The organism is Hamadaea sp., assembly GCF_013362815.1.
GTDB lineage: Bacteria > Actinomycetota > Actinomycetes > Mycobacteriales > Micromonosporaceae > Hamadaea.
Genome location: NZ_JABFVK010000028.1, coordinates 23238 through 40219 on the forward strand (window position 1 = coordinate 23238; position 16982 = coordinate 40219).

20 protein-coding genes are annotated in these 16982 nt (G+C 69.4%); 10 read left to right on the forward strand and 10 right to left on the reverse strand.

Going from position 1 to position 16982, the window contains the following annotated elements; translation table 11 throughout:
* Positions 1 to 35 precede the first annotated feature (35 nt).
* The 5 genes from HOV77_RS15605 (at position 36) to HOV77_RS15625 (ending at position 4688) form a co-directional block, all read left to right on the forward strand.
* Complete coding sequence (locus tag HOV77_RS15605; RefSeq protein ID WP_290862846.1) at positions 36 to 665, forward strand: alpha-ketoglutarate-dependent dioxygenase AlkB; 630 nt, start codon at positions 36 to 38, stop codon at positions 663 to 665.
* A gap of 80 nt (positions 666 to 745) precedes the next feature.
* Positions 746 to 1813 (forward strand): lysylphosphatidylglycerol synthase transmembrane domain-containing protein, encoded by a 1068-nt coding sequence (locus HOV77_RS15610; protein ID WP_290862847.1) that lies wholly within the window; start codon positions 746 to 748, stop codon positions 1811 to 1813.
* Positions 1814 to 1832: 19 nt separating this feature from the next.
* On the forward strand, positions 1833 to 2966 hold the full coding sequence (locus HOV77_RS15615) for an NAD(P)/FAD-dependent oxidoreductase (RefSeq protein WP_290862849.1): 1134 nt from the start codon (positions 1833 to 1835) through the stop codon (positions 2964 to 2966).
* 23 nt (positions 2967 to 2989) lie between these two features.
* Positions 2990 to 4021, forward strand: coding sequence for a serine hydrolase domain-containing protein (locus HOV77_RS15620; RefSeq protein WP_290862851.1), 1032 nt, complete (start codon positions 2990 to 2992; stop codon positions 4019 to 4021).
* A gap of 49 nt (positions 4022 to 4070) precedes the next feature.
* Complete coding sequence (locus tag HOV77_RS15625; protein WP_290862853.1) at positions 4071 to 4688, forward strand: hypothetical protein; 618 nt, start codon at positions 4071 to 4073, stop codon at positions 4686 to 4688.
* Positions 4689 to 4698: 10 nt separating this feature from the next.
* Here the strand turns inward: HOV77_RS15625 and HOV77_RS15630 are convergent, their stop codons facing one another.
* On the reverse strand, positions 4699 to 5136 hold the full coding sequence (locus tag HOV77_RS15630) for a MarR family transcriptional regulator (protein WP_290862855.1): 438 nt from the start codon (positions 5134 to 5136) through the stop codon (positions 4699 to 4701).
* Positions 5137 to 5231: 95 nt separating this feature from the next.
* Between HOV77_RS15630 and HOV77_RS15635 the strand changes: the two genes are divergently transcribed.
* Together HOV77_RS15635 and HOV77_RS15640 are read left to right on the forward strand one after the other, a co-directional pair.
* On the forward strand, positions 5232 to 5873 hold the full coding sequence (locus tag HOV77_RS15635; RefSeq protein WP_290862857.1) for a maleylpyruvate isomerase family mycothiol-dependent enzyme: 642 nt from the start codon (positions 5232 to 5234) through the stop codon (positions 5871 to 5873).
* Positions 5870 to 6328, forward strand: a complete 459-nt coding sequence (locus HOV77_RS15640) for a cupin domain-containing protein (RefSeq protein ID WP_290862859.1) — start codon at positions 5870 to 5872, stop codon at positions 6326 to 6328. The genes HOV77_RS15635 and HOV77_RS15640 overlap by 4 nt, the downstream gene beginning before the upstream one ends.
* On the opposite strand, the gene HOV77_RS15645 is transcribed toward HOV77_RS15640, so the two are convergent.
* A complete protein-coding gene (locus HOV77_RS15645; protein WP_290862861.1) occupies positions 6303 to 6971 on the reverse strand; it encodes an NAD-dependent epimerase/dehydratase family protein in 669 nt (222 codons plus the stop codon). The two genes, HOV77_RS15640 and HOV77_RS15645, sit on opposite strands and share 26 nt — an antisense overlap.
* Before the next feature lie 105 nt (positions 6972 to 7076).
* On the opposite strand from HOV77_RS15645, the gene HOV77_RS15650 reads away from it, so the two are divergent.
* Entirely contained in the window at positions 7077 to 7829 is a 753-nt protein-coding gene (locus tag HOV77_RS15650) for a dienelactone hydrolase family protein (RefSeq protein ID WP_290862863.1), read from the forward strand.
* Here HOV77_RS15650 and HOV77_RS15655 read toward each other — a convergent pair.
* The 3 genes from HOV77_RS15655 to HOV77_RS15665 form a co-directional block, all read right to left on the reverse strand.
* Positions 7815 to 8171: a hypothetical protein gene (locus HOV77_RS15655; RefSeq protein ID WP_290862864.1), complete on the reverse strand. Its 357-nt coding sequence runs from the start codon at positions 8169 to 8171 to the stop codon at positions 7815 to 7817. The two genes, HOV77_RS15650 and HOV77_RS15655, sit on opposite strands and share 15 nt — an antisense overlap.
* 165 nt (positions 8172 to 8336) lie before the next feature.
* Positions 8337 to 11168 carry a glycoside hydrolase family 9 protein gene (locus HOV77_RS15660; protein ID WP_290862866.1) on the reverse strand — a complete coding sequence of 944 codons (2832 nt, stop codon included), beginning with the start codon at positions 11166 to 11168 and terminating at the stop codon, positions 8337 to 8339.
* A 181-nt stretch (positions 11169 to 11349) separates the two neighbouring features.
* A complete protein-coding gene (locus HOV77_RS15665) occupies positions 11350 to 12258 on the reverse strand; it encodes an SMP-30/gluconolactonase/LRE family protein (protein WP_290862922.1) in 909 nt (302 codons plus the stop codon).
* A 78-nt stretch (positions 12259 to 12336) separates the two neighbouring features.
* Between HOV77_RS15665 and HOV77_RS15670 the strand changes: the two genes are divergently transcribed.
* Entirely contained in the window at positions 12337 to 12774 is a 438-nt protein-coding gene (locus HOV77_RS15670) for an Lrp/AsnC family transcriptional regulator (RefSeq protein WP_290862923.1), read from the forward strand.
* Between the two features lie 27 nt (positions 12775 to 12801).
* Here HOV77_RS15670 and HOV77_RS15675 read toward each other — a convergent pair whose 3' ends face one another.
* Genes HOV77_RS15675 through HOV77_RS15690 form a run of 4 tightly spaced genes read right to left on the reverse strand, consistent with a single transcriptional unit; the run spans position 12802 to position 15157 of the window.
* Positions 12802 to 13614: a methyltransferase domain-containing protein gene (locus tag HOV77_RS15675; RefSeq protein WP_290862868.1), complete on the reverse strand. Its 813-nt coding sequence runs from the start codon at positions 13612 to 13614 to the stop codon at positions 12802 to 12804.
* A gap of 10 nt (positions 13615 to 13624) precedes the next feature.
* Complete coding sequence (locus tag HOV77_RS15680; protein WP_290862870.1) at positions 13625 to 14071, reverse strand: NUDIX domain-containing protein; 447 nt, start codon at positions 14069 to 14071, stop codon at positions 13625 to 13627.
* A 10-nt stretch (positions 14072 to 14081) separates the two neighbouring features.
* A complete protein-coding gene (locus tag HOV77_RS15685) occupies positions 14082 to 14321 on the reverse strand; it encodes a hypothetical protein (RefSeq protein WP_290862872.1) in 240 nt (79 codons plus the stop codon).
* Positions 14322 to 14353: 32 nt separating this feature from the next.
* Complete coding sequence (locus HOV77_RS15690; RefSeq protein WP_290862874.1) at positions 14354 to 15157, reverse strand: TrmH family RNA methyltransferase; 804 nt, start codon at positions 15155 to 15157, stop codon at positions 14354 to 14356.
* Positions 15158 to 15210: 53 nt separating this feature from the next.
* Here HOV77_RS15690 and HOV77_RS15695 point away from each other — a divergent pair, with 53 nt between their 5' ends.
* Complete coding sequence (locus HOV77_RS15695) at positions 15211 to 15600, forward strand: DUF1992 domain-containing protein (RefSeq protein ID WP_290862876.1); 390 nt, start codon at positions 15211 to 15213, stop codon at positions 15598 to 15600.
* Positions 15601 to 15609: 9 nt separating this feature from the next.
* Here the strand turns inward: HOV77_RS15695 and HOV77_RS15700 are convergent, their stop codons facing one another.
* Entirely contained in the window at positions 15610 to 16920 is a 1311-nt protein-coding gene (locus tag HOV77_RS15700) for an MFS transporter (RefSeq protein WP_290862878.1), read from the reverse strand.
* Positions 16921 to 16982 lie beyond the last annotated feature (62 nt).

Consider the following 16982-nt stretch of genomic DNA (forward strand, 5'->3'; position numbering starts at 1 on the left):
AACACCTGTGCGAAGAGGCGCGGTATGCTGCGAGGATGACCGCCGCGTTCCAGGGCTCGCTCTTCGATCTCGGTGACGAGATCACGCCCGGTCCGCTGGCCGATTCGGTGCAGCGGGTCGAGCTGAGCCGGGGCGCTTGGGTGGACTTGTGTCCGGGCTGGCTCACCGGTGCCGACGAGCTGTTCCTGCGCCTGCGGGACCAGGTCCCGTGGAAGGCCGAACGCCGACAGATGTACGAGCGGGTCGTCGACGTGCCGCGGCTGCTGTGCTTCTACGACGAGGACGCCGAGCTGCCCGACCCGTCCTTGGACACCGTGAAGACGGCGCTCAACGCGTACTACGCCGAGGAGCTCGGCGAGCCGTTCCGAACGGCAGGGCTCTGCTACTACCGCGACGGGCAGGACAGCGTCGCCTGGCACGGCGATCGGATCGGTCGCGGAGCCACCCACGACACGATGGTCGCCATCATCTCGGTCGGCGATCCCCGGGCGCTGGCGTTGCGTCCGTCCGGCGGGGGTGACGTGCTGCGCTTCGAGCAGGGTCATGGCGACCTGATCGTGATGGGCGGCAGCTGTCAGCGTACGTGGGAGCACGCCATCCTCAAGACGGCCAAGCCCGCCGGGCCCCGGATCAGCATCCAGTTCCGTCCGCGAGGCGTCCGTTGAATGCCGGCGGCGTCCGCAAACGCCGGTGAGGCGCTCGCCAAACGGCCCGAGGGGCGAATAGTCCGTTTAGCATGATCTTCATGGCGCCACCCAGCCGGGCGGAAGAGCCCCCACCCAGCCGGACAGAGAAGGTGCGATCCAGCCGGAAGGAGAAGATCGTCTGGCTGGTCGGCGCACTGGCGATGATCGTCGTCTTCGTCTGGGTCGTGCCGAGAGTCGCCAGCTACGCCGAGATCTGGCGCACGCTCCAAGGCCTGTCCGGCGGCGAACTGGTGCTCCTGCTCGGGCTGGGCCTGGTGGTGCTCGCGTTGAACGGCTGGTCCGCTGTCGCGGCGTTGCCCGGCCTCAGCTGGTGGCACGGTACGCAGACCGGCCTCGTCGGCAACTTCCTCACCGCACTGTTTCCGACCGGAGCCGACCTGGCCGCCCGGTACGCGATGTGCCGCTCCTGGGGTTTCTCCACTGACCGGACGACGACGGCGGTCGCCCTGGCCGGCATCGGCCGCTACCTCACGATGCTGCTGCTTCCGGTGGTGGGCACGTCTGCGGTGTTGATCACCGGCCGGGGCGATGAGCATACGCCGCTGTTCTTCGCGCTCGGCCTGACCGCGTTGGTGCTGCTTGTCGGTGTGCCCTGGGTACTGCTGCGCCGGGAGGACTACGCCCATCGGTTCGCCCACCGTCTGCAGTCGGTCGCCGCCGCGCTCGCCCGCCGCCTGAACAAACCGCCGCCGAGGGACATCGTGACGCGGGTGCTGCGTACGCGGGAACACCTGGTGGTCGGCGTACGCCAGAACGCCCCGCTCGTCGTGGCGACGCAGATCGCCGCGACCGGAGCCAGTTACGCCGTCCTGCTGGCCTCGCTCCGGGCGGTGGGACTCGGCCGGGACGTGCTCACGCCGTCGGAGGTGCTTTACGCGTACGCCCTCGGCACGATCGCGTCGCTGGTGCCGCTCACCCCGGGCAACCTCGGCGTGACCGAGCTGATCCTGATCGGGGTCCTGGGACTGCAGTCGGACGAGCTGAACGCCCAGTTGGTCGCGGCCAGCCTGATCTTCCGCATCTTCGTGTGGCTGCTGCCGATCCCGCTCGGCATGACGGCCTTCTTCTGGTGGCGCCACACCCAGTCAGCCACCGCGAAAGCGTGATCGTGCTAGCTTCGCCGCCATGACCGTCCTCATCGCGGGCGGCGGCATCGGCGGATTGTGCCTCGCGCACGGGCTTCGCCGGGCCGGCGTGCCGTTCGCCGTCTACGAACGATCCCTCCACAGTGGAGCTGAAGAGCAGGGTTACCGCATCAGCCTCAAGGGCGCGGGGGAGCAGGCCCTCCGCGCGTGCCTCCCGCCCGACCTGTTCGCGCTCGCGCAGGCCACCGCGCTCCGTCCCGCCACCGTCATGATCTTCATGAACCCCGACCTCACCCCGAAGTCCGCCAAACCCATCCCCGACCTGCGCGAAGGCTTCGGCGTCCACCGCCGCACGCTCCGCGAGATCCTCCTGACCGCGCTTCCCGGTGTCCACTTCGGAAAGACGTGCACCGGCTACGACGCCGACGACCGGCAAGTGCGCGCCGGCTTCGCGGACGGGTCCAGCGCCGTCGGCGACTTGCTGGTGGGTGCGGACGGCACAAACTCGGTGATACGCCGAAAGCTGCTCCCGGATTCGGCGATCGACGAGCTGGGCTGGGCGGCATACGGGCGTACTCCGATGACTCCGGACCTGCTGGCGCAGACCCCGGAGGAGCTGGTCGACAGCTTCAACCGGGTGATCGCCCCGGACGGGTCGGCGATCGCGATCGCCACCTGCCGGTCGCGGGAGCCGATCGCGGCGGCCGTCGCCCGGATCGCCCCGTACGCCGAGCTGACCGACGTCGGCGAGTACTTCTCCTGGACGGCAACCATCCCGGGTCGCCGGCCGGCCAAGATGGATCCCCGCGAGTTGCACGAAATGGTGCTGCACACCGTGCGCGGCTGGCATCCCGGCGTACGCCGCATCGTCGAGGCGGCCGACGTCGAGGCGACCTTCCCAGTCGCGATCACCTCGGCCCGCCCGGTCGAGCCGTGGGCCGAACCGCGGGTCACCCTGCTGGGCGACGCGATCCACACGATGTCCCCGGGCCGCGGTGAAGGTGCCAACGTCGCGTTGCGGGACGCCGAGCTGCTCACCGATGTGCTCAGCTCCGGCCGCCCGTGGGCGCAGGCCAAGTCCGACTACGAGCGCCAGATGCTGGAGTACGCCTTCGGCGCAGTCGCGGCCTCCCGGGAGAGCCCGTTCGCCCCGTTCGCCCGCCCCGCGGGCTGAGCCGCTCGGGTACAGTCCCGGGCGTGCATCCCGTCGATCTGATGCGGGCCCGGGGCGGCGCCTCGCAGCTGGTGGTCTGGCGCGACGATCAGCTCGTGCTCGACGAGGCGGTCGGGTGCGCGCCGGACGCGCTCTTCTGGACGTTCTCGGCGAGCAAGCCGTTCGTGGCGATGGCGGTGCACCTCCTGCAGGAGCGAGGACTGGCCGACGTCACGGATCGGGTGGCCGACCACTGGCCGGAGTACGCCGTCAACGGCAAGGCCGAGGTCACCATCGAGCACGTCCTGCAACACCGCACGGGATCGGCGTACGCCCGGAGTCTGCTGCTGGACGTGGTGATCGCGGCGGACTGGGACCGATCGGTACGCGCAGCCGAGCGAGCGCGTCCGAAGTGGCCGGTCGGATCGGGACCGGCGTACCAGGCGGTCAGTTTCGGCTTCATCCTCGGTGAACTGGTACGCCGGCTGACCGGCGATCCGGTGGAAGTCGTGCTGGCCCGGGAGTTCTTCGGCCCGCTCGGACTGCACGACACCTTTCTCGGGCTGCCGGACGAGGCGTGGCCCCGGCATGTTCCGATCCGGAGCCGGGGCGCGACCGGGCGGGCCGGTGCCGCGCTGTTCAACCGTCGCTCCGTACGCCAAGCGGTCGTCCCCGCCGCCGGGATCTCCACCACCGCCCGGGACCTGGCCCGGTTCTACCGGATGCTGCTCAACGGCGGCCACCTCGACGGCGTACGCGTCCTGCGGCCGGAGACGATCGCCCGGGCGGTCGCACCGTCCTCCGACGGGGAGGTCGACCGGATCGTGAAGCTGCCGATGCGCTGGGCCAACGGCTTCCAGCTCGGCGGGACCGAGACCGGCCGAGGCGACGGATCGGCGCGCCCGATGGGCCGGTTGAGCCGGGCCGCCTTCGGGCACAACGGCAGCAACTGCTGCATCGGCTGGGCCGACCCCGAACGGGCGGTCGTCTTCGCGTACACGTCGGATCTGCTGCTGCCAGGACCGGACGCGGCCCGTCACCTGGCCGCGGTGGCCGACGCCGTGCTCGATGTCTGAAAGCCGACGCCGCGTTGATCCGGAAGCGGAGCTTGCCCACCATGGCGCCATGACCCCCAAGGCGCCCCTCCTCGGCCTGCTGGCCGCATCCCTGTTCGCGCTCGCCGGCTGCGGAACGGACGCGCCCGCGGCGAGCGACTCACCGAGTGCCACGGTCGCCGCCGACGCCTCGGCCGGCGTCTCGGCGAGCCCGACGTCCGGTGGCGGCACCGCGACCGGCGCGGAGTGCCTCAAGGGCAGCTGGAAGGTCGACGTCGACAAACTCGCCGGCTCGGCCGCCGCGTTGGTGGGCAACGGCGCGACCGGTAGCGGCACCGGCGCGATCACGCTCACCTTCGCCGATCAGATGACCATCAAGTTCGCCAACGCCGCCGTGATCATCAAGACCACCCAGGCGGGTCAGACGATCACCATCAAGCAGACCTTCAACGGCAGTTCGACCAGCACCTCCTGGTCGGGCGAGAACGGCCGCCTGGCCGGGACGTCGCCGGGCGGAACCGTCACCACGAAGGCCGTCATGGTGATGAACGGGGTCGAGCAACCGCTGCCGACCACGGCGTTCGACGGCAATCTCGACATCTCGAAGAACAGCCTGGCCTACACCTGCTCCGGTGACACCGCCGTGCTGGACAGCGGCTTTGTGAAGTGGGAGCTGCACCGGGCCTAGTGGAACCCGGTCACTGGTACGGATCGGTGACCGCGCGGAGGTCGGTGAGGATGGCCTTGAGCTGGGCCATCCGCCGCTTGCCCAACTGGGCGGTCCACTCCGCCTCCACCCGCTCCACGACCTGCGCGGCCACGGGAATCGCCTCGTGGCCGCGCTTCGCTATGCGGACGAGCCGGGCCCGGGCGTCCTGCGGATCGGGTGCGCGCTCGACGTAGCCGGCCTTCTCGAGTTGGTCCACAAGGAAGCCGGCGGTCTGCTTGGTGACTCCGGCCGCTTCGGCCAGCTCGGTCAGCCGGGTGCCGTCGGGGCCGATGCGCTGGAACACACGGGCCTGAGCCGGCGTGAAGTCGCCGAACCCGGCGTCGGCGAGCTCGGCGAAGACTCGCGACTCCATCGCCCGGTACGGGATGAACAGCAGCAATCCCACGTTGAGCTGCTCCTCCGGCATCGTCTCCCCTTGGCGGTTGCTCTTGACGGTTAGTCAGAGCCTCTGACTAAAATGGTAAGAGAATCGTACCAAATTCGGGAGTGGGTGGCGACGTCATGCGAGACGACGAGATCTGGCGGGAGGTCGACGCGCAGCGGCTCGACCTGGCCGGGCTGCTCGCCGGGCTGACTCCGGAGCAGTGGGAGCGGCCGTCGCTGTGCCCGGGCTGGCGCGTACGCGATGTCGCCGCGCACCTGACCCTCGGCCCGATCACCTCGTGGGGCACCGTGTTGCAGGAGATCGTCCGCGCGCGGGGAAGCTTCAACCGCATGGTGTACGACACGGCCGTACGCCGCGCCGACCGCCCGACCGCGCAGATCGTGGCCGACTTACGGGCGATCAGCGGGTCGCGCCGTCTCGCGCCGGGCACCACGATCCACGAACCGTTGCTGGACATCCTCGTGCACGGTCAGGACATCGCGATCCCGCTCGGCGTCGACCGGAAGATGCCCGCCGACGCCGCCGTGGACGCCGCGACCCGGGTGTGGTCGAAGGGTTTCCCGTTCGGGGCGCGCCGCCGGCTGCGGGGATTCCGGCTGGTGGCCACCGACGCCACTTGGTCGGACGGAGACGGCGTACGCGTCGAGGGTCCGATCTCCGCATTGCTGCTCGTGCTGACCGGTCGTCCGGCCGGTCTGCGTCCACTCGGCGGCCCAGGGCTGCCCGAGTTGAAACGATCATTCGAGGGGGAGTCATGACGCACTTCGTGCACCACAGCCCGGTCGGCGACGGCGTGGAGCTGCGGGCGATCGACGCGATCCACACGGTGAAGATCGGCGGGAAGCAGACCGGCGGCGACTACGAGCTCTTCGAGATCGACGCCCCGCGCGGGCACGCCATCCCGTTGCACACCCATGCCTGGCCGGAGGCGTACTACCTGCTGTACGGCACGCTGAACGTGCAGGTCGGCGAGGGGTTCTACGAGCTGACGCCGGGAGCGGCGCTGAACGTCCCGCCGTACGCCGAGCACACCTTCACGATCGCGACGCCGTCGGCGAAGTTCCTCGTGTTCACGCTGACCGACGCGATGGGACGGTTCTTCGCCGACCTCGACGAGTCGATCCCGGTGGACGCCCCGATGGCCGAGGTGTTTCCGCTCGCCGCTGCCGCGGCGGCGCGGCACGGCGTCAGCTTCGTCCAGCCGCCGCGTTGATCTGCTCCGGGTCGAGCACCTTCTCCGGCCAGCCGTGCCGGGCCAAGGTCAGCATCGCCCGGCCCATGTTCTCCGTGGTGGTCACCGACTTCGGCGCGAACCGCCGGACGAGGGGGAAGATCGGGCGGCCGACCGCGTACAACGTGCGATACAGCCGCGTACGCGAGACTTCGCCGTGCATCGGCTGGATGAACCCCGGGCGCAACGCGTACGCCTGGAAGGGCAGGGCGAACAGGTCGTTCTCCGTCTTGCCCTTCACCCGGGCCCACATGGTGCGGCCCTGCTCGGTGCTGTCGGTACCCGCACCGGACACGTACACGAAAGTCGCGTCGGGATTGCGCTCGGCCAGCGGGTGGGCGGCCGCCATCGTCAGGTCGTAGGTCAGCCGCCGGTAGTCGTCCTCCTTCATCCCGGCCGAGGAGACGCCGAGGCAGAAGAAGCAGGCGTCGTACGCCCCGAGCTCGTCCGCGATGGCCGACAGGTTCGCCAGATCCGGCACCTCGATCTCGCGCAGCTTGGTGTGCCCGCGCGCGGTGGCCCGACGCCCGACCGTGAGTACTTGGTCGACATCGGGGGCGAGCAGGCATTCCCGCAGCACGCCCTGCCCGACCATGCCGGTGGCGCCGAACACGATGACCTTCATGGCGACACCTTAAGGCCTTCGGCGGATCGTTTCCGTCCACTGCGTACTTGATTCAAGATCGTTTTTGTGGTATTATGGGCGAATCGCCGAACTAGCATCGGCCGCATGTGCCACGACGCTTCCGCAGAACCGCCGATCTACTCCGAACCCGTCACCACCGCCGACGGTGGTTCGCTCATTCTCAACGGCACGGACGGGGCTGCTTTTGCGGCGTACCGGGCGATGCCGGCGACTGTAACGGGGCGGGCGGTGCTGATCCTGCCCGACAATCGGGGGCTCTCCGGGTTCTACGAGACGCTCGCGATCCGGCTCGCCGAGCAGGGCCACCCCGCGCTCGCCGTCGACTACTTCGGGCGTACGGCAGGTCTCGATCACCGAGCGCGCACCGGGTTCGACGACATGGCGACCGTGATGCCGCACCTCATGGCGCTCACTCGGCCCGGCCTGTACGGCGACATCGATGCGGGGATCGCGTACTTGCGGGCGTTGGACCTGCCGGTCGCCGCGCTCGGCTTCTGCTTCGGCGGCCGGCTCGCCTTCCTGACCGCCGATCCGGCGTATGGCCTGTCCCACGTCGTCGGGCTCTACGGAGCGCTCGACGAGATCAACGGCTCACCCGGCCCGAACCAGGTCGCGGCGACGCTGACGACGCCGATCCTGGGGCTCTTCGGCGGGGCCGATCCGGGCATTCCCGCCGAGGCGGTGGACCGCTTCGATCGGGCGCTCACCGCCGCGCGTACGCCCCACGACCTGGTGGTCTATCCGGACGCCCCGCACAGCTTCTTCGACCGGCACTACGAGGAGCACCGCCAGGCCTCCGCCGACGCCTGGCGGCGCATCCTGTCATTCCTGAGCTGATCCCTCGCCGGGCTTGTCGGCGGGCTTGGCTTCGGGGGCTTCCGAAGACGCCGATCCGGCCTCGCCGGGCTTCTTCCCGAACGCGTCACGGATGTCGTTGCCCGCCTTGCTGAACGTGTTCGCGAGCGCGTCGCCGAGCATCTGCCCGGCTTCCTTGACGTCGGCCCGGACGGCATCGTCCTTGACGGCGTTGCCCGCCGCGGCGAAGACCTCCTGCACGGCGTGCCCGATCTTGCTCAGCGCGTCCGGCACGTCACCGGTGTCGCTCTGCTGCAGGTGCATCTTCAGCTTCAGGCCGAGGCCCTCCAGCTTCTCGCCCAGCTCGTTCCATTCGTTCGCCACAATTGCCTCCTCCGTTGACCGACGCTGCCGGCTGCTTCCATTGTCGCCTCCGACGGCCACGTACGCCCGACGCCGACGAGGAGATCCGGTGCAGATCAGGGATATCCATGGGAAAACTCGTCGAGATCCCATGGATATCCCTGATCTGCAGCTAACGGTGCGAGGTCAGGAGACGGTGCAGGCGACGCCGTTCAGCGTGAACGAGGTCGGCTCCGGGTTCGAGCCGGTCCACGCTCCGTTGAAGCCGATGCCCACACTGGCCCCCGGTGCGATCGAGCCGTTGTAGTCCATGCTCTTCGCGGTGAGGACCTGGCCGCTTTGGCTGTAGGTCGCCGACCAGCCGGAGGTCACCGACTGTCCGCTCGCCGGCCACGTGAACACCAGGGTCCAGCCCGGGCCGATCGTTGTCGTGCCGGTGTTCTTGATGGTGATCGACGCGGTGAACCCGCCGGGCCACTGGTTGGTGTAGACGAACGCGACGTCGCAGCTCAGCGCCGCCACCGCCGTGGTGCTGAACGTGACCGGCGACGACGCCGTCTTGTTACCCGACCCGTCCCGGGCCACCACGTAGTACGTGTACGAAGTGGACGGTGACAGCCCGGTGAGGGCGAACGAGGTGGTGGTCGTCGTCCCGGCGAGGACGTCGGTCGCGCCCGCTTCGCGGTAGACGTCGTAGCCGGCCAGGCCGCTGCCCCCGGTGTCGGTGGACGCGGTCCAGGTCAGCGTCGCGCCGCTCGACGTGACACCCGAGGCGACCGGCGTACCGGGGGCCGACGGGGGAGTGGTGTCGTTGGGCGGTGCGCTCGTCGAGAACGTCACCGGCGACGACGCCGTGGAGTTGCCGGCTCCGTCCCGGGCCACCACGTAATACGTGTACGAGGTGGAGGCGGTCAGACCCGACAGTGCCAGCGACAGCGAAGTGGTGGTTCCGGCGAGGACGTCGGTGGCACCCGCTTCGCGGTAGACGTCGTAGCCGGCCAGGCCGCTGCCCCCGGTGTCGGTGGACGCGGTCCACGTCAGCGTCGCCGAGGTGGACGTGATCGCCGATGCGGTAGGCGTACCAGGTGATGATGGCGGAGTCGTGTCGGACGTGCCGCCGCCCGGAGCCGAACCCCAGACGAGCGCCGCGCCGTCGTAGAGCGTGATGTGCGCGTCGCGCGCGATGGCCGACTGGTAAGACCAGTCGTTGGTCGGGTCCCACGTGCCGGAGCTGGCGATGCGGAACTGGACCTCGCGCCGCCAGTCGGACTGCCCGGCGGGGGCGATGCTCTGCCCGGCGCACGAGACGGTCACGTAGTAGACGCTGCCGCTGTACTGAGTCGGGCCGGTCGGCGCAGAGCACTGGTTGTACGCCGACGACAGGGTGATCTGCGATGGCGTGGTGCTGCCGTCGAGGGTGAAGTAATACCGGAACGAGCCGTTGGTCAGCGCGCGGGCGGGCCAGGCCGACTTGTTGTAGACGGTCGCCTTCATCTCGGTGAACGTGGTGCCGGACGCGTTGACGCCCGCCTCGACGTACATCTCGTTGTCGTCCGGCGTCTCCGTGGGCGGGAAGTTCGCCAGCGGGGTGCCGCCGTACTCCGAATACATGCGGACGAGCGCCGAGGTGAAGCCGGCGTTGTAGTCGTCGGCGACCTCGTTCATCTGATAGTTGCTGCGGTCGTCGGTGTACGCGTCGTTCGCCGAGCCGGGCCCGCCGACGAGCGCGCCGTAGAGCACGTGCCGGTTGTTGGTCGGGCTGGTGAGGCTGTCGGTCCACGATCCGTGCGCGGTGCGGTGATGCGGGTTGATCGGGGAGTTGTTGCCGAACCCGATCATGTAGCTGCGGTTGTTCGGGTTGCTACCGAGGATGTAGTTGATCTGCGACGTGGCGAAGTCGTGGTAGCGCGCCTTCCGCGTAGCGTCGCTCAGGTAATCCGAGTAGACGAGCGCCACCCACGCGGTGTTCGCCGAGTAGCGCAGCGAACCCCACTGCTGCAGCCATGCCTGGCCGCCGGGGGAGTAGGTGATCTTCGCGCCGTTGACGCCGACGGTCCAGTAGTCGAGCCAGCGGTTGGCGTCGTCGATGTACTGCTGCTCGCCGGTCAGCTTGGCCATCAGCACGTAGGACCCGTACGACTTGTCGTCCCAGTCCTGCGTCCACTTGTAGGAGTGCGTCGTCGACTGCGGCTCGGTGCCGAGGTTGGCGTAGTACGCCTTGGCCTTGTCCAAGTAGGACGCGGTGCCGGTCGCGCGGTAGAGCCAAATCGCTCCCCAGACCAGCTCGTCGTTGTAGCCGCTCCAGGACTGGTAGTAGCCCTGCGCGTCGGTGATGCACTCGTGGTACTTCTTACGGACCGTGTCCGCGAACGTGTACAGCTGCGTCGCGTGGGTCAGCAGCTTGTCGGCATACGCGCTGTCCGTGGGGCGGAAGACCATCGAGCTCGCCGCCATCGCGGCCGCCGTCTCCGCCGCCAGGTCGGTGCCGCCGCAGCTGGCATCGATCTTGTACGCCGGGCGCGCCATCTTCATCACCTCGGCCGGTCCCCACCACGCGTGGTCGGTGCTGCCGTTGCCGACCTGCCCGTAGAGGACGTTGGCCGACGGATGGGCCTTGATGAAGTAGTCGTTGACGAACCGCAGGTTGTTGAGCAGCGGCGTCAGCTGCCCCGAACTCTGGTACGCCGTCCGGTACTCGACCGCGCCCCAGGCCAGCATGGTGGTGCTGGCCGCCATGGGGAAGCCGAACTTCACGTGGTCGCCGGCGTCGTACCAGCCGCCGGTGAGGTCGAGGCCGACGTCGGAACCGTCGGACATCCCGGAGTTGCCGCGCCAGCCGACCCGGCTCCAACTCAGCTTCGCGCCGGACTGCTGCGCCTCGTAGAACCAGATGGACTTCTGAAGAGCCTCCGCGTAGTTGTAAGGGCCGGCCGCTTGGGCGGGGGCGGGGACGGCGCTGGTCAGGCCGGCGATCAAGGCGGTCACCGCCGTGGCCGCCAGCAGGCGGAATCTGGGCATGCTGTCTCCTTGGGCGTTGGGAGCGCTCCCACATTGGGCAGTGTGAATTTTAAGCTGCGCCGACTGTTCGCGCTAGACGCCCTTTTCCCGCTCCGCCGTTTGGCGCTGTGCGCGCTGGATCAGGGCTATGGGTCGAATCTTGGGCCGTGATTCGGCTGAGATCCCTGATCCAGCGCCTCTTTCAGCGGGCGCCGTTGAAGGTGACGCGCAAGGAGTAGAGCGACGTGGCAGCGGTGATGTAGAGCTGGTTGCGCTTCGGCCCGGCGAAGGTCAGATTGGACACCGACTCGGGCAGCAGCAGCTTGCCGATGAGGTCGCCGTTCGGGGCGAAGCAGTGCACGCCGTCCCAGGCCGCCGCCCAGATCCGGCCCTCGGTGTCGAGGCGTAGGCCGTCGAACCGTCCGAAGGTGCAGACGGCGTGGATGTCGCCGCCGGTGAGCCGGCCGTCGTCGGTCACGTCGAAGACCCGGATGTGGCTCGGTTCCTGCCGGGTGTCGGCGATGAACAGCCGCTTGAAGTCGGGGGAGAAGGCCAGCCCGTTCGGGCGGCAGAAGTCGTCGGCCACCACGGTCAGCTCGCCGGATGGGTCGAGCCGGAAGACGAAGCAGCCGTCCAGTTCGGACTCGCCGCGGTTGCCCTCGTAGTCGGAGTCGATGCCATAGCTGGGGTCGGTGAACCAGATCGAGCCGTCGGCGCGTACGACCACGTCGTTGGGGCTGTTGAGTCGCTTGCCCCGGTAACGGTCGGCCAACACGGTCACCGTGCCGTCGTGTTCGGTGCGAGTGACTCGGCGGTTGCCTTGCTCGCAGGTGATCAGGCGGCCCTCGCGGTCGACGGTGTTGCCGTTGGCGTACCCGGAGGTCTCGCGGAACACGCCGACCGCTCCGGTGGTCTCGTCGTAGCGCATCAGCCGGTCGTTGGGGATGTCGCTGAAGACGAGGTAACGCCCGGCGGGGAAGTACGCCGGTCCCTCCGTCTTGCGGGCGCCGGTGAACAGGCGGCGCACCTCGTAGTCGCCGTCGCACCAGCGGAACCGCTCGTCGAGCTTCTCGAATCGGGCCGGGATCGTGTCCGTGCCGTTCGACTCCATGATTCTTCGCTCCTGTCTGTATGACATTCGGGTAGATCCTATGCACGCCGAATCTGGTACGGTCAACCCGTGAGTGATCTGGATGACGTCGACCGTGCGTTGCTGGCCGAACTGCAGCGGGACGCGACATCGGCGTACGCCGCACTCGGGCGCGCGGTCGGGCTGTCCGCCGCCGCCGCGCACGACCGCGTACGCAAGCTGCGCGAACGCGGGGTCATCCGGCGTACCACTGTGGACGTCGATCCGGCCGCCGTGGGCCGGGGCGTGCTCGCCTACGTCATGGTCGACGGCAACAAGTGGATGGGCGACACTCAGCCGGCGCTCGCGGAGATCCCGGAGATCCTGGAGGCGCACGTCGTCGCGGGCGCAGCCTCGCTACTGGTGAAGGTGCGGACGCGGACGACCGAGGAGCTGCAAGGCGTGCTGCGGCGGCTGTTCGCCGTCGAGGGCGTCACCGGTACGCAGACCGTCGTGGTGCTGGAGAGCTTCTTCGAACGCCCAGTGCCACCGGCGTAACCGCTGAGTGCCGCGCGTGACCGCCGATCAGGCGGTGCCGGTGGCGAGCAGGGCTGAGGTCGGCAAGGCGAGCAGCCCGTCCGCCCGCCGGAACGCCGCTGCCAGCTCCAGATAACGGGCGTGGATGCGGTCGACGACCGCAGGCGTCTGCGCCACGACCAGCTGCCCGATCGAAGCGATCCCGTTCGCCGGTCCGCTCCACCAGTCTTCGGCGTCGACCACGTGGTCCCACTCGACCGTCTCACAGCCGACCTCGGCGAACCCGGCGTCGCTGAGCAGCGCGGCGAAGCCGTCCGGCGTACGCGGGAAGTCGAGGTCAGCCGGCAAAGCGACGCGGTCGGCCGGGCGGACGAGACCGGGCACCTCGACGGCGTCGGCCCAGAGACGCTGCAACGGCGGCTGCGGATACGGCCAGATCGTGACCGCGATCCGTCCGCCCGTGCGGGTGACCCGACGCAGTTCGGCGACGGCAGCCCGGGGATCGCCGACGTGATTGAGCACGAAGTTCGCGACCACCGCGTCGAAGGCATCGTCCTCGAACGGCAGCGACGGGAGGATCGCCTCCACGATGTTTGCGGCGGGCACCCGTTCGCGGGCGTACGCGACCATGGAGGGCTCGGCGTCGACGGCGGTGACTTCGGCGCCTCGTGCGGCGGCGAGGGCGGCAACCGTTCCGGTCCCGGTTCCGGCGTCGAGCAGGCGCTCACCCGGCTTGACCGCGACCGCGTCGAGCAGTGCGGACGCGGTGTGCCCGCACAAGTGCGCGAAGCTGTCCGCGTACGCCGAGGCGCGGTCGCGCCACTGACGTCGTTCCTGGTGGTCGAAGATCGTCGCCGTCACGGGGCGCAGCTTAGCGGACCCGTTCCGGGGCGAATCCGAATTCGCTGTAGGCGACCCCTTCGCGATAGCGGGCCAGCCCCTGAGCGGCGTACGCAACGGTCGCGGGCGGCAGCCGGTCGAGGTCGAACCAGCCGACCGCGGCGCATTTGGCGGGCTCGGCGTTGACCGGGTCGCCCTCCCACGCGCCGACTTCGAAGAAGAGGTTGATCCGGCTCGGTGAGCCCCAGAAGTGCAAGACGTGCACCAGCCGGGTGGCGGCCGGATCGACGATGACGCCGAGCTCCTCCCAAGCCTCCCGGACCAGCGCCGCCAGCGAGGACTCCCGCTCGACGTGGCCGGCCGGGAGATGCCAGTGACCGTCGGACCAGCCGGTGCCCTGGCGCAGGCCGAGCAGCACCTGGTCACCCCGCCGGAGAACGGCGTGGACGGCGAGGATCGAGACGTCTCTGTCCGTCATGGAAACCGGATCACCGCGTTCCGGCGGACGTGGCGAAATTCCGCAGCCGGGACAGTTCCAGCCACACGCCTACGGCCCGCAGCCCGTCGGAGATCGTCATCGCCTCGTCGCGCGTCCGGTATTCCCGTTTGATCGATCGCGCGCCGACCCGCAGCTCCACCTCGTGGGTGCCCTCCGGTCCCCGGCGCACGATGACGTCTTCCCGGTGCCCGCCGGCACCCCCGTTCCACCAGTGCTCCACCAGTTCCATGCCCGACATTGTCGAACGAATGTACGAAAGAGTCAAGCACGGGACCGCGACCGGGCCGCTTCGTACAAGGCGATGGAACCGGCGGTCGCGGCGTTGAGGGAACTGGCCGCGCCGATCATCGGGATGCTCAGGACGGCGTCGCACGCGTCGCGCCAGCCCGCGCTCATGCCGGCCGTCTCGTTGCCCACCACCAGCAGCGTCGGCTGCCCGAACCCGTACGCGGCCACGTCGACGTCGCCGGTCTCGTCGGTGCCCGCGACGGCCAGCGATCGGGTCGCCGCCCACTCGAGCACCTCGCGATGGGAGGGCGCCCGGACGACCGGTACTGCGAAGAACGAGCCCGTGCTCGACCGCACCGCCTTCGGGTCGTACGGATCGGCGGCGTGCCCGGTGACGATCACCCCGGCTGCGCCGAACGCGTCCGCCGACCGGATCAGCGTGCCGATGTTGCCCGGACTGGTGGGACGGTCGAACACCACCGCTGGGTGGCCCGGTGCCGGCTGGATCCGCCCGAAGTCGTCCGGTCGCTGGGCCACCACCGCGATCAGCTCGGGGGCGTCCTCTTCTTTGCCGCCGAGTTCGGCCACCAGCTCGGGGGCCATCGCGACGGCCGGCGCGCGTACGGTGTCGAGCAGGTCGGTGGCCCAGTGCGAGAGCTGCGTGTTCTGGTCGTAGATCAGCGCCCGGACCGCCCAGCCGTGCTCGATCGCCTGCGTGATCGGGCGTACGCCCTGGACCAGGAACTCGCCCGCGCGGTGGCGCTTGGTGCGATTGGTCAGCAGCGCGGACCACTGCTGGAAGCGGGCGTTACGGCTGGTGATGCGCAGATCCGGCACGGGTCCATCATCCCGTGCCCGGTCCGGAAGATCGCGGCGGGTATCTTCGGACCATGGGGAGCCTGTACGAATCGCACATCGATCGCCAGATCCGTGAGGCCCAGGAGCGGGGCGACTTCGACGACCTGCCCGGCAAGGGCAAGCCGCTGCCCGGTGCGGGCGAGCACTACGACGAGGATTGGTGGCTCAAGGGCCTCGTCGCCCGGGAGAATCTCGGCGGCCTCGCCCCGACCTCGCTGAAGGTTCGCAAGGCGGCCGAAGACGTGCTCGACGAGGTCGCGAAGAAGAATTCCGAGCAGAACGTGCGCCAGTACGTCGCCGCCCTCAACGAGCGGATCGACCAGGTCAACCGCGGGCTGGTGGACGGCCCGTCGGTGGTGATCGAACCGCTCGACGCCGACCGGATCGTCCGCGAGTGGCGGCGGCTCAAAGGGCTCGGCTGAGCTGAGCGGTTAGGCCGTTGCCACCGGCTCTCGGCGTACCACTGCATCTGCTGTGTCCGGAAGCGCTTGTGCCGCAGGCTTTTCGGCGTCCTTGAGGGCCCGGGTCGTGACCCGGGGCGCGAGCAGGAGCGCGGCGAGCGCCAGCCCGGCGGCGGCGATGACGAACGGGGCGCGCAGGCCGAGACCGCGCCCGAGGAGGCCACCGGCGAGCGCCCCGAGCGGCACCACGCCGAGGACGATCAGCCGGTACGCGGCGGTGACCCGCCCGAGCAGCTCGTCGGGGACGGAGGCCTGGCGCAGAGTGCTGACCACGATCTGGTTGAGTGAGCTGGCGACGGCAGCGCAGAACATGCCCGCGAGCGCGAGGGCTGTGGTGCTGGTCAGGCCGAGCATGGCGTAGCTCGCAGCAGGGGTGAGTGCGGCGAGCCAGGTGATCGGGCCACCGCCGACGCGGGGCACGACTCGGGCCGCGAGCAGGGAACCGACGATCGCGCCGGCCGCGGGCACCGCGATGAAGAGCCCATAACGGGCGGCCGGAATCCCGAACGGGCCGGTGACCAGCAGAACGAGCAGGCTTCCGGTGGCCGCGCTGAAGAAGTTGTTCGCCGCCGAGATGAAGGCGACCCGTCTGAGCAGATCGGTGCCCCAGAAGTATGCCCATCCGGTGCGGATGTCAGTGCGGAAGCTGGCCGGAGTGGGATTCCTGCTGACGTCCTGGCTGGTGGGGCGAAGTGCGGGCAGCAACAATGCGGCCAACCCGGCGAGCGCGAAGGCAGCCGCCCCGGTGTAGAAGGCGGCCGACGCCGCCAGCGCGAACAACGCGGCTCCGGCGGGCGGCCCGACGAAGGTGTTGATCACCGACTGAGTCGCGAACAGCCGGCCGTTGGCGCGTTCGAGCTGATCCCGTGGGAGCAGACGCGGCGGGATGGCGAGCGCGGCGTTGTCCACCAACGTCTCGGCGCAGCCTGCCAGGAACACCGCGGCGTAGAGCAGCGCCACGTGGTGCCACCCATTGGCGAGAGTGATGGCGAGCAGCGCGAATCCGCCCGCGCGCAACCAGTTTCCGGCAGTGAGGATGCGACGCCGGTCGATCCGATCGGCGAGCGCGCCCGCCGGGAGAGTGGCGACCAGCCAAGGCAGGCACTGCACCACGGTCATGCCCGCGACCACGAGCGGATCCCGGGTCAGCGTCGCGACGAGCAGCGGTGCGGCGGCCTGCAGGACTCCGTCGGCGAGATTCGAGGACCCCTGTGACGCCCAGAGGGCTGCGAAGGATCTTCTGGCGCTTTGCGGGGAAGTGCTGGGTGGAGCGAGTGGCACGTGAGATCTCCCGATCTTTCTCATGGGCGTTTGCCCGATCAAGGATGAGGATGCCAGACGGT